This window comes from Streptomyces sp. NPDC090088 (assembly GCF_044747345.1).
Taxonomy (GTDB): Bacteria; Actinomycetota; Actinomycetes; order Streptomycetales; family Streptomycetaceae; genus Streptomyces.
This window is the reverse complement of record NZ_JBIVDZ010000004.1, coordinates 852,526-865,311: the sequence shown is the minus strand read 5'-3', so window position 1 is coordinate 865,311 and position 12,786 is coordinate 852,526. Positions and strand designations below refer to the sequence as shown.

General features: G+C 72.7%; 13 protein-coding genes. 10 read left to right on the top strand and 3 right to left on the bottom strand.

What is annotated here, in order from left to right; genetic code table 11:
• Positions 1-158: 158 nt before the first annotated feature.
• A complete protein-coding gene (locus ACIPSJ_RS23760) occupies positions 159-605 on the top strand; it encodes a hypothetical protein (RefSeq protein ID WP_359222749.1) in 447 nt (148 codons plus the stop codon).
• 9 nt (positions 606-614) lie between these two features.
• Positions 615-2,525, top strand: a complete 1,911-nt coding sequence (locus tag ACIPSJ_RS23755) for a M64 family metallopeptidase (protein WP_401348561.1) — start codon at positions 615-617, stop codon at positions 2,523-2,525.
• A 50-nt stretch (positions 2,526-2,575) separates the two neighbouring features.
• On the opposite strand, the gene ACIPSJ_RS23750 is transcribed toward ACIPSJ_RS23755, so the two are convergent.
• Positions 2,576-4,051, bottom strand: coding sequence for a subtype B tannase (locus ACIPSJ_RS23750; protein ID WP_401348558.1), 1,476 nt, complete (start codon positions 4,049-4,051; stop codon positions 2,576-2,578).
• A 251-nt stretch (positions 4,052-4,302) separates the two neighbouring features.
• Here ACIPSJ_RS23750 and ACIPSJ_RS23745 point away from each other — a divergent pair, with 251 nt between their 5' ends.
• Both ACIPSJ_RS23745 and ACIPSJ_RS23740 read left to right on the top strand, forming a co-directional pair.
• Complete coding sequence (locus ACIPSJ_RS23745; protein WP_401348555.1) at positions 4,303-6,054, top strand: SulP family inorganic anion transporter; 1,752 nt, start codon at positions 4,303-4,305, stop codon at positions 6,052-6,054.
• Between the two features lie 135 nt (positions 6,055-6,189).
• Positions 6,190-6,540, top strand: coding sequence for an ArsR/SmtB family transcription factor (locus tag ACIPSJ_RS23740; protein ID WP_401348683.1), 351 nt, complete (start codon positions 6,190-6,192; stop codon positions 6,538-6,540).
• 46 nt (positions 6,541-6,586) lie between these two features.
• Here the strand turns inward: ACIPSJ_RS23740 and ACIPSJ_RS23735 are convergent, their stop codons facing one another.
• Both ACIPSJ_RS23735 and ACIPSJ_RS23730 read right to left on the bottom strand, forming a co-directional pair.
• A complete protein-coding gene (locus ACIPSJ_RS23735) occupies positions 6,587-6,925 on the bottom strand; it encodes an ArsR/SmtB family transcription factor (RefSeq protein ID WP_401348552.1) in 339 nt (112 codons plus the stop codon).
• A 5-nt stretch (positions 6,926-6,930) separates the two neighbouring features.
• The gene (locus ACIPSJ_RS23730; protein WP_365678480.1) at positions 6,931-7,113 is read right to left on the bottom strand and encodes a hypothetical protein; all 183 of its coding nucleotides are present in this window, start codon (positions 7,111-7,113) and stop codon (positions 6,931-6,933) included.
• Positions 7,114-7,249: 136 nt separating this feature from the next.
• Between ACIPSJ_RS23730 and ACIPSJ_RS23725 the strand changes: the two genes are divergently transcribed.
• From ACIPSJ_RS23725 to ACIPSJ_RS23700, 6 genes are all read left to right on the top strand, one after another.
• Positions 7,250-8,086 (top strand): hypothetical protein, encoded by an 837-nt coding sequence (locus tag ACIPSJ_RS23725; RefSeq protein ID WP_401348549.1) that lies wholly within the window; start codon positions 7,250-7,252, stop codon positions 8,084-8,086.
• Between the two features lie 91 nt (positions 8,087-8,177).
• Positions 8,178-8,600: a BlaI/MecI/CopY family transcriptional regulator gene (locus tag ACIPSJ_RS23720; RefSeq protein ID WP_359222742.1), complete on the top strand. Its 423-nt coding sequence runs from the start codon at positions 8,178-8,180 to the stop codon at positions 8,598-8,600.
• Between the two features lie 4 nt (positions 8,601-8,604).
• Positions 8,605-9,606 carry a M56 family metallopeptidase gene (locus ACIPSJ_RS23715; protein ID WP_401348546.1) on the top strand — a complete coding sequence of 334 codons (1,002 nt, stop codon included), beginning with the start codon at positions 8,605-8,607 and terminating at the stop codon, positions 9,604-9,606.
• 16 nt (positions 9,607-9,622) lie between these two features.
• The gene (locus ACIPSJ_RS23710) at positions 9,623-10,066 is read left to right on the top strand and encodes a hypothetical protein (protein ID WP_401348543.1); all 444 of its coding nucleotides are present in this window, start codon (positions 9,623-9,625) and stop codon (positions 10,064-10,066) included.
• 565 nt (positions 10,067-10,631) lie between these two features.
• Positions 10,632-12,020: a glycosyltransferase gene (locus ACIPSJ_RS23705; protein ID WP_401348541.1), complete on the top strand. Its 1,389-nt coding sequence runs from the start codon at positions 10,632-10,634 to the stop codon at positions 12,018-12,020.
• Positions 12,017-12,766, top strand: a complete 750-nt coding sequence (locus ACIPSJ_RS23700) for a polysaccharide deacetylase family protein (RefSeq protein ID WP_401348538.1) — start codon at positions 12,017-12,019, stop codon at positions 12,764-12,766. The genes ACIPSJ_RS23705 and ACIPSJ_RS23700 overlap by 4 nt, the downstream gene beginning before the upstream one ends.
• The last annotated feature ends 20 nt before the right edge of the window (positions 12,767-12,786 follow it).

Sequence of the window (12,786 nt, the reverse complement as noted above, 5' to 3'; positions counted from 1 at the left end):
CGCCTGCCGGATGCGCTGGGCCCGTTGTGTGAGCCCCGGTTAGACGGGACAGGGCGCTCGGATGCGAGTTCCTTGCCGCGCCTGCGCGTCGGCCTTGCCGGGTCCTTCGTCGACCGGGAACATCTCCGGACATCACAGTCTCCGGGGGAGGAATCGTCATGGCAGGCCCGCAACAGACACCCACCGCCCGAGCCGTGCGGCTGATCTTCGAGTACGAGGGCGACTCGGTGACCCTCGTCTCCCAGCAGCCGGTCGACGCGGTCATCAGCGGCTTCGACGCCCATCCCGAGGTACGGCCCGGCAATTTCGTGGAGACGCGGGACGAGAAGGGGCAGCGCCTCGCCCGGGTTCCCGCGCGCGGCGCCTTCCGGGAGAGCGCGGAGGTCTTCCCGGAGGACCACTCGCAGCCCATCACCCGGGTCGACGTGGAGGCGCGCGGTGCCTTCACCGTGCTGCTTCCCGCACCGGACGAGGCCGTCCAGGTCGCCGTGGTCCGCGCCGCACCGGCGGCCCCCGACGCCCGGCTGGCTCCCGGAGGCGCGACCAGTCCGCCTCCCGGGGCGACGGAGGACGTCGACCTCGCCACCTTCCGGCTCGAGCGGTAGGGGGCCGGGATGACCACGTCCGACGGGACGGTCCAGGGCCGTACCCAGATCTTCGGATCCGCGCCGCGCAACCGGGCCTTCACCATCGTCCTGCTGGGCGACGGATTCACCGCCGCGCAGCAGACCGACTTCAACACCGCCTGCAAGGACTTCGTCAACGCGCTGACCGCCACCGCGCCCTACGACGAACTCGGTCCGGCGATCAACATCTGGCGGGTCAACGTCACCTCCACCGACTCGGGCGCCGACGACCCGGTCACCGCGGGCGGCAGCGGCGCGACGGCCCGCACCTACTTCGACTCGACGTTCGGCGCGAACGGCATCCGGCGGCTGCTGGTGTGCAACAGCTCGACGGTGCTCCAGACGGCCGCGGCCCAGGTTCCGGAGTTCTCCGCCGCGATCGTCGTGGTCAACTCCACGGTCTACGGCGGCAGCGGCGGTTCGGTCGGCACGTACTCCCTCGCGAGCGGCGCGACCGAGATCGCCATCCACGAGGCCGGACACACGGCGTACGGGCTCGCGGACGAGTACCCCTACTACGCCGGCGGCAACGAGACCGGGCACGACCACCATCCGGCGGGTGAGCCCGGCGAGCCGAACGTCACGCTGAACACCAACCGCACCACCCTGAAGTGGGGTTGGGCGGTCGCCGCGAGCACCGCCCTGCCCACGATGAGCAACCCGAACTGCTCGACGGTCGATGCGCGGGCCAGCACGGTGCCCGCCGGGACCGTCGGCGCCTTCGAGGGCGCGCACTACTACCACTGCGGTGCCTACCGGCCCGAATACACGTGCAAGATGCGTGAGTTGGGTGTCCCGTTCTGCCGGGTGTGCCGGCAGGTGATCTGGAACCGGATCGGCCCGCTCGCGACGCTTCCGGCCCGCGACCGCACGCCGATCAGCGTCGTCGCCCGCTACCCCGAGCACCTCGACGTCTTCGCCGCGGCGGCGGACGGCCGCACCATGTCCAACTGGTGGGACGCGAGCAGCGGTTGGGCGGGGTGGTTCCAGGTCTCCGGGGGCTTCGCCTCGCCCGGCGGCACGGGCGCGCCGATCACCTCGGTGGCACGGTACGCCGGTCACCTCGACCTGTTCGTCGTCGGCACCGACAACCGGATCTGGAGCACCTGGTGGGACCGGTCGACCGGCTGGGCGGGCTGGTTCCAGGTCGGCAGCCTGGTCGCGCGTCCCGGTTCGACGGTCAACGTGGTCAGCCGGTACGCCGACCACCTGGACCTGTTCACCACGGCGTCCGACGGCCGGACCATGTCCACGTGGTGGGACGCGCGTACCGGCTGGGCGGCCGACTGGTTCCAGATCGGCGGCGGGGTCGCGGCGAACGGCGCCACGGTCACGGCCGTGGCCCGCTACCCCTTCCACCTCGACGTCTTCACGGTGGGCACGGACAACCGCGTCTACAGCGCCTGGTGGGACGAGCGCACCGGCTGGTCGGCGTGGTTCCCGCTGCCGGGCATCGGCTGCCGGCCCGACTCCACCGTCACGGCCGTCTCCCGCCACCGTGACCATCTGGACCTGTTCACCACGGCCTCCGACGGAAAGATCATGTCGACGTGGTGGGACGCGCGCGGCGGCTGGGCGGGCTGGTTCCAGGTGTCCGGGGGCGTCGCCTCGGCGGGTTCGCCGGTCACCGCCGTGGTGCGCTACACGAACCACATGGACCTGTTCGTCGTCGGCACCGACAACCGGATCTACTCGACGTGGTGGCACGACACCACCGGCTGGGCCGCCTGGTTCAACGTGTCCGGCGGTGTCGCCAAGCCCGGCAGCCAGATCGCGGCACTGACCCGGATCACCGAGCACCTGGACCTGTTCGCGGTCGGCACGGACGGAACCGTGTACAGCACCTGGTGGGACGCGACCGGCGGCTGGGCCGGATGGTTCCAGCTCGGCATCACCTGACCCGCCGAGGGGGCATCCGCCGCGGCGGATGCCCCCTCGGCCGCGGGGTGTCAGCCGGTGTAGCCGGTCACCTCGCCGATCCAGGTGATGAAGTCGGCCGGGTCCTCGTCGGCGCCGTGCGCGCCGTCCCAGTACATGGCGGCGTCGACGGTGTCCCCGAGGTCCTCCAGGCTCAGGGCCAGGTTGCCGACGATCGTGAGCGCGGTGTCGCTGTCCGAGGTGCCGGTGCGGATCCACCAGTACTTGGCCCGGTCGTCGTTGCCCTCGCCGATGAAGTACATCGGGTTCATCATCTCCAGCTTGGCGGGGATGTCGCTGTCGAGCGAGGTGCCGCCGCTGCCGGAGGTGTCGTGCTCCAGGCCGTAGTCGGTGAAGTGCCGGGCCTCGGTGGTGTCGAGGCCGAACAGGTTGTTCTCGCCCGCCGACAGGTCGAAGGCGTCGAAGGCCGGGAGGCTCTTGGTGCGGGTCCCCACATGGTCGAGGTAGTCGGCCCAGGTGAACGTGGCCGACGAACCGTCCCAGGTGATGAACGTGTTGGAGGACAGGTAGGAGGTCCGTTCGGAGTCCGACAGGTCCGTCAGGTAGCTGGTGGCGGCCGGTTCGAGGTAGGTCGCCAGCAGGTAGTCGGCGAAGTTGTCCGTGGTGATCGTGCCGTAGTCGTCCGCCGTCAGGCCGAGCGAGGACTGGTACGTCTCGAACAGGGCGATCAGCTCGGCGGATTCGGTCTGGTCGACCTCCGAGCCGCTGCCGGTCTCGTTGGTGCCCCAGTTCCACTCGTAGGCGCCGTCGGCGTTCTCCAGGTCGGTGATGGGGCACCAGGCGCCGGTCGCGTAGATCACGTCGTCGGCGTCGGCCGCCCCGAGTTCGCTGAGGTAGTCGTCGTACAGCGAGCTGCCGCCGGAGGCCCCCAGCAGGGCCGACAGGGCGCCGCCGGCGCTGGTGCCGGCTGTGACGATCTTGTCGGTGTCACCCGGGATGGTGCCCGCGTTGTACCGCACGTACCGGATCGCCGCCTTGAGGTCCACGATCGCCGCGGGCGCGGTGCCGTAGTAGTCGCCGTCGGAGTCCACCAGGGTCCGGCCCCGCGCGCCCGGCTCCACCGCGACGTACCCGGCCGCGATCGCCAGCTTCGCCCGGCTGCTGCTCACGGCCGTGTTGGTCGACACCGAGGAGGGGAGGTAGCCGCCGATCGAGTTGGAGACGAGGATCGGGGCGTCGGTGGCGTCCACGGCGGTGCCGTCGATCGACACGGGAACGCTGACCGTCAGGCTCTGGTAGGTCTCGTCCACCGGGTCGGTGACGTAGGTGATCGCGCTCCAGAAGTGGTACGTCACCTCCTTGTCGCCGTCGTCGGTGGAGATCGTGGTCGTGATCTCGGAGTACGCGTCGGGGTCGAAGGCCAGCGAGGCGGCCGACGGGGTGGTGCTCAGCGCGTGCGCGCTGCTCGTGATTCCGGCCGCCGGTACGGCGACGACTGCTGCGGCTAATCCCTTGATGAGGGCCCTGCGCTTCATTGCGTGTGTCATTTCCGGTCTCCTTTGACTGGATTGCCGAGCAGCGAACCTAATAAGTTGCCGACAATATCGTCAACAATTCCAGGGGTTTCATCGTCAACCCATACGTGGCGTCGCGAAGTCTGAGATTCCTGAAGATCGACCTCCTCGGGTGGTCAGGGGATGAGGAATTGCGTAATTTCGCAATTGGTTAGATGCTGTGTTCGTAGTGTCTGCAGGTGCCCATGGGCACCGCCTTGCCTGTAAGGGAAGCCGAGGGGCCGATGACCACCGCATTCGGCCGGGCGTGGGTCCGGTTCGCTTCGCTGCTGCCCGGTCCGGCCGACCTCGCCGGAGTCCGCCGCGACCCGCGCCGGAACCTGCTCGCCGGTCTCACCGTGGCGATCGTCGCGCTGCCGCTCGCGCTCGGCTTCGGGGTCTCCTCGGGACTGGGCGCCGAGGCGGGGCTGGCCACGGCCGTGGTCGCGGGCGCCGTCGCCGCGGTGTTCGGCGGGTCCGACCTGCAGGTGTCCGGCCCGACCGGTGCCATGACCGTCGTCCTCGTGCCGATCGTGGGCCGGTACGGGCCGACCGGCGTGCTCACCGTCGGACTGATGGCGGGCGTGCTGCTCGTCGGCCTGGCGGTGCTGCGGGCCGGGAAGTACATGCGGTACGTGCCCGCACCGGTCGTCGAGGGCTTCACCCTCGGCATCGCCTGTGTGATCGGCCTCCAGCAGATCCCGAACGCGCTCGGTGTGCCCAAGCCCGAGGGCGACCGGGTGCTGGTGGTGGCCTGGCGTGCCCTTGAGGAGTTCGTACGGCACCCGAACTGGACGGCGGCCGGACTCGCGGCCGCGGTGGCCGCGGTCATGCTGCTCGGGGCGCGGTGGCGGCCGGCCGTGCCGTTCTCGATCGTCGCCGTGATCGCGGCGACCGTCGTGGCCCAGCTGGCCCGCCTGGACGCGGCGAAGCCGATCGGCGAGCTGCCGGCCGGACTGCCCGCGCCGTCGCTCTCCTTCCTCGACCCCGGCTCGCTCGGCACCCTGCTCGCGCCCGCCGTGGCGGTCGCCGCGCTCGCCGCGCTGGAGTCCCTGCTGTCCGCCTCGGTCGCCGACGGCATGACGGTCGGGCAACGGCACGACCCCGACCGGGAGTTGTTCGGCCAGGGCCTCGCGAACATCGCCGCCCCGCTGTTCGGCGGGGTCCCGGCCACCGGCGCGATCGCCCGCACCGCGGTCAACGTCCGCACCGGCGCGAGCTCCCGGCTCGCCGCCCTCGCCCATGCCGCCGTCCTCGCCGCGATCGTCTTCGCGGCGGCGCCCGTCGTCTCCCGGATCCCGCTGGCCGCCCTCGCCGGTGTCCTGCTGGCCACCGCGATCCGCATGGTGGAGGTCGGCTCGCTGAAGGCCATGGCCAGGGCCACCCGCTCGGACGCCCTCATCCTCGTCCTGACCGCGATGGCGACGCTGGCCCTGGACCTCGTGTACGCGGTGATCATCGGGCTCGTCGTCGCGGGCGCCCTCGCCCTGCGGGCCGTGGCCAAGCAGGCCCGTTTCGACCAGGTGCCGCTCGACCGGGGCGATCACAGCGCGGAGGAGCACGCGCTGCTGGCCGAGCACATCGTGGCGTACCGCATCGACGGACCGCTGTTCTTCGCCGCCGCCCACCGCTTCCTGCTGGAACTCACCGAGGTCGCCGACGTCCGCGTCGTCGTCCTGCGCATGTCCCGGGTGTCGACCATGGACGCCACCGGCGCCCTCGTGCTCAAGGACGCGGTGGACAAGCTGCACCGGCGCGGCATCCTCGTGCTGGCCTCCGGCATCCGGCCCGGCCAGCGCCGGGTCCTCGACTCCCTCGGCGCGCTCGACCTGCTGTCCCGCGAGGGCCGGGAGTACCCCACCACCCCCGACGCGATCCGGGCCGCCCGCGAGCACCTGGAGACGGCCGGCCTCCTGCCCGCCCGCACGCCCCGAACCTCCGGCGAGGAGGCCCCGCGGCCCGCACAGGGAAGTGCCTCACCCCGACCGTCGACATGACCTCCGACCCGCGTCGCGCCGCCCCCGACGACCCCGGCATCCCGTCGTCCCTCCTCGAATGACCTCAGTAATTGCTAACATTGGCAATTACTGAGGTCGTCACCGGAGGAGGTGGACGCGATGCACCGAGGCCAGGTGAGCACGCCGCTGTACCAGCTGAAGGCCGAGTTCTTCAAAACCCTCGGACACCCGGCCCGCATCAGGGTCCTGGAACTGCTGAGCGAGCGCGAGCACGCGGTCGCGGAGATGCTCCCCGAGGTGGGCATCGAGGCGGCGCACCTCTCGCAGCAACTGGCCGTGCTGCGGCGGGCGAACCTGGTGCGGACCCGCAAGGAGGGGTCCAACGTGTACTACTCGCTGGCCAGCCCGGAGCTGGCGGAACTGCTGCGGGTGGCGCGCTCGATCCTGTCGGGTGTGCTGGCGGGACAGGCGGAGCTGCTCGCCGACCTGAGAGAGGCCCAGTCGGAGGCGAAGCCGTCGTCCTAGCGACCGCCGTCAGCATTTCGGCCCTTCCGTGCGGACCCGCCCTCGGTCACCGCGAAGCCTGCGTCTCCCGCAGTTCCTCCAGGAGGCCCTGCCGGCCGCTCAGCAGGTTGGCCAGGATCCGCCGCGCCGCGGCGAGCAGCTCGGCCACATCGCCGCCGGCCAGCTCGTACACCACCGTCGAACCGGTACGGGTCGCGGTCACGATCCCGGAGCGGCGCAACACCGCGAGCTGCTGGGACAGGCTCGACGGCTCGACCTCGATCGCCGCGAGCAGCTCGCGCACTGGCTTGGGTCCGTCCTGCAGCAGTTCGAGCACACGGATGCGCACCGGGTGCCCGAGCATCCGGAAGAACTCGGCCTTCGCCTCGTACAGCGGAACCGGCATCCCGATCACCCCTCGTCCGTCCCCGTCGCCTCGGTGTCCACCCCGTGCCGCCGCGCCAGCCGTATCGCGTCGTCCAGCTCGTCCTCCGCTACCGCCACCGCGTACGCGTCCGCGGCACTCAGGGCCGCCGCCAGAGCGGCACGTGCCGCGCGCACCCGAGCCAGCAGCGCCTCGGTGACCTCGTTCACGGGAACCTCCGGGCGATGGACGGGAGTCAGGGAATGTGGCAACTGACCAATTGAAGAAGTCTTCAACTGGATTGTAGGGGGTCGGGACCACGGCAGTCAGGATGCGTTCAGGTGACGGGTGGCACGGTCGGTGCCCATGGCACACGAGACGTCACAGACCCCCGTGCCGGACCTGGCCGACACCGCGGCGTCCCCGGGCCGCCGGTCGCGCTGGAACAAGGTGCCCGAGGTCACCGTCTACTTCTGGATCATCAAGGTGCTGTGCACGACGGTCGGGGAGACGGCCGCCGACCTGCTCGACGAGAGGGCCGGGCTCGGCCCGGCCGGGGTGTCGGTGCTGACGGGCGCCCTGCTGGCGGTCGTCCTGGTCGCGCAGTTCCGCGCCCGTTCCTGCCGGGCCGGCGTGTACTGGACGGCCGTCGCGCTGATCAGCGTCGCCGGCACCCTGATCAGCGACAACCTCACCGACGACATGAGGGTGCCGCTGGAGACCAGTACCGGCGTCTTCGCGATCGTCCTCGGGGCCGTCTTCGTGGTCTGGTACCGGCGGGAGCGGACGCTGGCCCTCCACAGCATCGACACCACGGGCCGTGAATTCTTCTACTGGCTCGCCGTCCTGTGCACGTTCGCGCTCGGTACCGCGGCCGGCGACCTGGTCCGCGAGCGGATGGACTTCGGCCACTGGCTGTCGGCGGTCCTCTTCGGCCTGGTCATCGCCGCGGTCGCGCTCGCCCACTTCGCGCTCGACCTGGACGCGGTGTGGAGCTTCTGGATCGCCTACGTCCTCACCCGCCCGCTCGGCGCCTCCATCGGCGCCTACCTCTCGCAGCCGGCCGGCGACGGCGGCCTGGGCCTGGGCACCGTCCTCACGGGCGCGCTGTTCCTCGCCGCCGTCCTCGCCCTGGTGGTGTACCTGGCGGTCACCCGCAAGGACGTGGCGCGGTCCCGGCAGACCACCCGGACCGCGGCCTGAGTCCACGGTTCCCGGCCCGGAACTCGCCTCCTACGGTCCGTAGGAGGCGTGCGGGTAGGCTGTGCGCGACGACGGCGAAGGAAGGCGGACGGTGGCGGACCGAGGCGGCGACGAAGCCCAGGAAGCATCCGGCAGGCGGGCACGCGGCGAACTGGAGGGCGATGTCCTCGCCGCGCTCTGGGCCGCCGACGGCCCGCAGACCGCACGCGAGGTCCGCGAACGGCTGCCGGGTGATCTGGCCTACACCACCGTCCTGACCATCCTGTCCCGGCTGTACGACAAGGGCATGCTCGTCCGGCACCGCGAGGGCCGCGGCTACGCCTACGAACCGACCCGGGACGAGGCGTCCCACACCGCCCGGCGGATGCACACCCTGCTGGAGGGCGGCTCCGACCGCGAGGCGGTGCTCGCCCGCTTCGTCTCGGAACTGTCCGCGCAGGACGAGCACGTGCTGCAGCAACTGCTGTCCGGGCACGACGAGCCCGAGAACAAGCGCGGCCACGGGAAGCGGTGAGCCGGTGCGGATCAGCGTCTACGTCCCGCTCCTCGTGAGCGTCGCGCTCGCGGTGCTCGCGCCCGGCGTGGCACGCAGGCTGCCCCCGCGCCCGGCCGCCTGGGCGCTGGCCTGTGCCGCGCTGGTCACGGCCGTCGGCTGGACGGGGTCGCTGGCCCTGCTGGCCTTCTCCGGAGTGGCGCTGATTCCCGAAGTGGCCGAGGAGGGCCGCTGGTCGGTGACGGCGCTGCGGGCCCAGGACCCGGTGTACTTCGTCGTCGCGGCCGGCAGCGCGCTGCTGCTGGCCGCGGGTGTCGTCGCGCTGGGCGTGGCCGCCGTACGGCAGTTCCGCCACCTGGCCTGGGCGCGGGCGGAGTGCGCGCGACTGGACGGGGACCTGGAGCTGGCCGTGATCGACGACGCGGTCCCGCTGGCCTTCGCGCTGCCCGGGGCCCCGGGCCGGATCGTGGTCTCCCGGGGCATGCTGCGCTGCCTCGGCGACCACGAGCGGGAGGCCCTGCTCGCCCATGAGCGGGCACATCTGCGGGGCCGTCACCATGTCTTCCAGAGCCTGTGGCGGCTCACGGCCGCGCTGAACCCCCTGCTGCGGCCCGTGGCCGTCACCGGTGGGTTCGTCCTCGAACGCTGGGCCGACGAGGAGGCCGCGCAGCGGGTCGGCGACCGCCGTGTCGTCGCCCACGCCGTCGGCCGCGCCGCACTCGCGTCCGCCGGGTCGCCCCGCCCCGCCGCGCTCGCGGTGACCGGCGGAGCGGTGCCGCAGCGGGTGCGGGCCCTGCTGGCCCCACCGCCCGCCCGCAGGAGCCTTCCCCTGGTGCTGGGCGGCCTGCTGCTGGCCGTGTGCTGCTGCTGCGCGAGCCTGGCCAACGCCGCGTCCGACAGCGACCGGATGCTGGACAGCGCGCAGCGGGCGCAGTGCGCGACTCACGCCGACATCGCGGGCATGCCACCGGCGGCCGACCACGGGCACGGACCGGGTCCCTGCTGTGCCGCTCACGACCACCCCTAGACGAGCGGTTCCGCCCATGGGGAGGGTCGAAGGGCTCTGGCAGGCCGGGGAGATGCCGTCCCGTGACGGCCTGTACCGGCCGGACGACACGGGTCTGGAATGGCGTGTCGAGGGTCCGGGCGCGTACCACCCGGATGCCGGGCAGCCGGTCCCCTTCCGCGTCGGTGGGCCCTTCGATGTGGCCCGGGCCATCGAGGAGCACGGCGTCGACGAGGTCGACACCTGCTTCGAGAGCCCGCTGCCGGACGGATCGGGGTGGGTGACCGGCGGGGGCGGCGGCGGGATGGGCAACATCGGCCACCTGGCCCGCCTCGACGCCGACCGCTCCTTGAGGTGGGTCGCCGTGATGTTCCGCTCCAACCTGTTCGTCGGAGTGCGCTACGACGGCACGAGCGCCGTCTTCACCAACGACTGGGGGAACCGGATGGTGCTCGACCTCGCGAACCCGGTCTTCGGCTGACACCGGCACGGGCGGAAGCGGACCTCTCGTCGACACTGCGCCGGGTAGGGTGCCTTCATGTCTACATCTTGTAGTAGGTGACGGCGTGGCGACGCCCCGACCGTGCGTACGACATCTGCCCACCCGGGACGTTTCGTCGCGGCGGGGGCCGTGTTCACCGTGGTCCGACGCGTCCCGGTGCGGCCGGGCGGGGGGATCGGCTGGGGCGAGACCGCGCACGTCAGCCCGGTCGGCGGACCCGCCCCGGCCGCGTGCGGTTGCTCCTGGCGCCGGCCGGTGATCTGCGTCGCGACGGCGTACGGGTGCCGTGTGTGATCGCCGGGGGTGGCCCGGCGGCCTCCGCCGTCCCGGTCGCGTGCTGCGCGGGTGCGTTGCGGCCGACATCGGCGGCCACGACGTGATCGTTTCCTAAGTTCTACATCATGTAGTAGCTTCACTGTCGGCGCCACCGAGGTCGATGTGTGGCCCGGTGCGCGCGTCAGCGCTGCCTCGGCCTGCCCGCGGTGCCGTCCGGCCCGGAGCGTGCCCGGCCGTGCCCCGTATCCCGTCAGGAGGCTGATCGACCGTGCCCCACCGCGACGACCTGGTGCCGCAGTCGGCGCCCTCGCCGTCCGCCGCCGCACCGCCGCAGGGCTCGACCGCCGGCCGGATCGCGATCATCTCCGCCGGTGTCGGCGCGGGACACGACGGCGCCGCCGAAGGGCTGGCCCAGCGGCTGGCCGAGCACGGATTCCTGGTGGACCGGCACGACTTCCTCGACCTGCTCCCCGCCCGGACCGGCCGTCTGCTCTGCGGTACCTACCACCGCCTGCTGACCTGGATGCCGGAGGGCTATCAGCGCCTGTACGCGGCCACGGACCAGGCGGCGCGCCCCGGCATCGGGTGGCGGGCCCTGTTCCGTGCCGCCGAGCGGCGCACCCTGCGGGCGCTGGCACCGGACACCCGCGCGGTGGTCTCGACCTACCCGGGAGCCGGCCAGGTCCTGGGCGCGCTGCGCCGGCGCGGACTCCTGACGGTCCCGGCCTTCACCTACCTGACCGACTTCTCCGTCCACGCGCTGTGGGTGGCTCCCGGCATCGACGCGCACCTGGCCGTGCACCCGGTACCGGCCGCCCAGGCCCACGCCCGGGGCGCGACGGCCGTCACCGTCGCCGGCCCCGTCACCGACCGGCGCTTCGCCCCCGCCACCGCCGGTCAACAGGCCGCCGCCCGCGCCCGGTTCGCCCTGCCCGCGAACGCGACCCTCGCCCTGCTGGTCGCCGGTTCGTGGGGCGTCGGCCCGGTGCGGCGGGCCGCCGCCGAGATCCAGCGGACCGGGGTCGCGGTGCCGGTGGTGGTCTGCGGACGCAACGAGGCCCTCGCGGAGCAGCTCCGCCGGGACGGCATCGAGCACGCCTTCGGGTGGGTGGACGACATGCCGGGCCTGATGCACGCCTGCGACGTGCTGGTCCAGAACGCCGGCGGGCTGACCTCCCTGGAGGCGTTCGCCGCCGGACTGCCGGTGGCGAGCTACCGCTGCATACCGGGCCACGGCCAGACCAACGCCGCCGCCCTGGACGAGGCGGGCCTCGCGGCCTGGATCCGCGACCCGGCCGACCTCGGCCCGCTCCTGGCAGAGCTTCTCCACGGACCGCGCGGTGAGAACCAGCGTGCGGCCGGACTCGCCCTGCACCGCTCCGCCCCAGGCCCGGTACCCGCCATCGCCGCCGCTGCCGTCGCCACCGGGCCACTGCCACCGCCCCCGCTCGCGGCCGTCAGCACCGGGCCACTGCCCACGCCCGCCGCACGGCCCGCACCGAAGCGCTTCCGAGGCGGGCGGCGACTCGTCCTGACCGCCGCCGCCACGGCGGCCACCGTCTCCCTCGGCGTGGCCGCCCCACTCGCCTACGCCTACTCCGAGGCCCCCGCCCGCTTCACCACCGTCGCCCACTACCTGGACGGAGACGGCCGATGACCGCCGCCCGCCTCGCCCGGGCCGGCGCGCTCGCCTCGGCCGCGGCGCTGCCCGCGCTCGCCGCCCTGCACGCCGCGCCCGTGGCGTCCACCTTCGGCCCGCTGCGCAACAGGATCATGCCCAAGCTGTCCGGACAGGGCCGTCCCGACCACATCGCCCTCACCTTCGACGACGGCCCCGACCACCTGTCCACCCCGCACTTCCTCCGTCTCCTCGACGCCCGCGGGGTGCGTGCCACCTTCTTCCTGCTCGGGTCGATGCTGGTCCGCTCGCCCGGCCTGGCCAGGGAGATGACCGACGCCGGGCACGAGATCGCCGTCCACGGCTGGCACCACCGACCCCTGCTGCTGCGCGGGCCCCGCGCCACCTACGAGGACCTCGCCCGCGCCCGTGACGCGGTCGCCGCCGCCACCGGTCACCCGCCGACGCTGTTCCGGCCCCCGTACGGGGTGATGACCACCTCCGCCCATCTGGCCAGCCGTCGCCTCGGGCTGACCCCCGTGCTGTGGACCTGCTGGGGCGAGGACTGGCGCCGCCGGGCCACCCCGCGCTCGGTGTACGACACCGTCCTGCGCGACCTGCGCGGCGGCGGCACCATCCTGCTCCACGACTCCGACTGCACCTCCGCCACCGGCTCCTGGCGCACCACCCTCACCGCCCTGCCCCGGATCCTCGACGCCTGCCAGGAGGGCGGTCGGCAGGTCGGCCCCCTGCGCGAGCACGGCGCGCGGACCATCGCCCGCTGAAGCCGCTCAGTCCGCGTGCG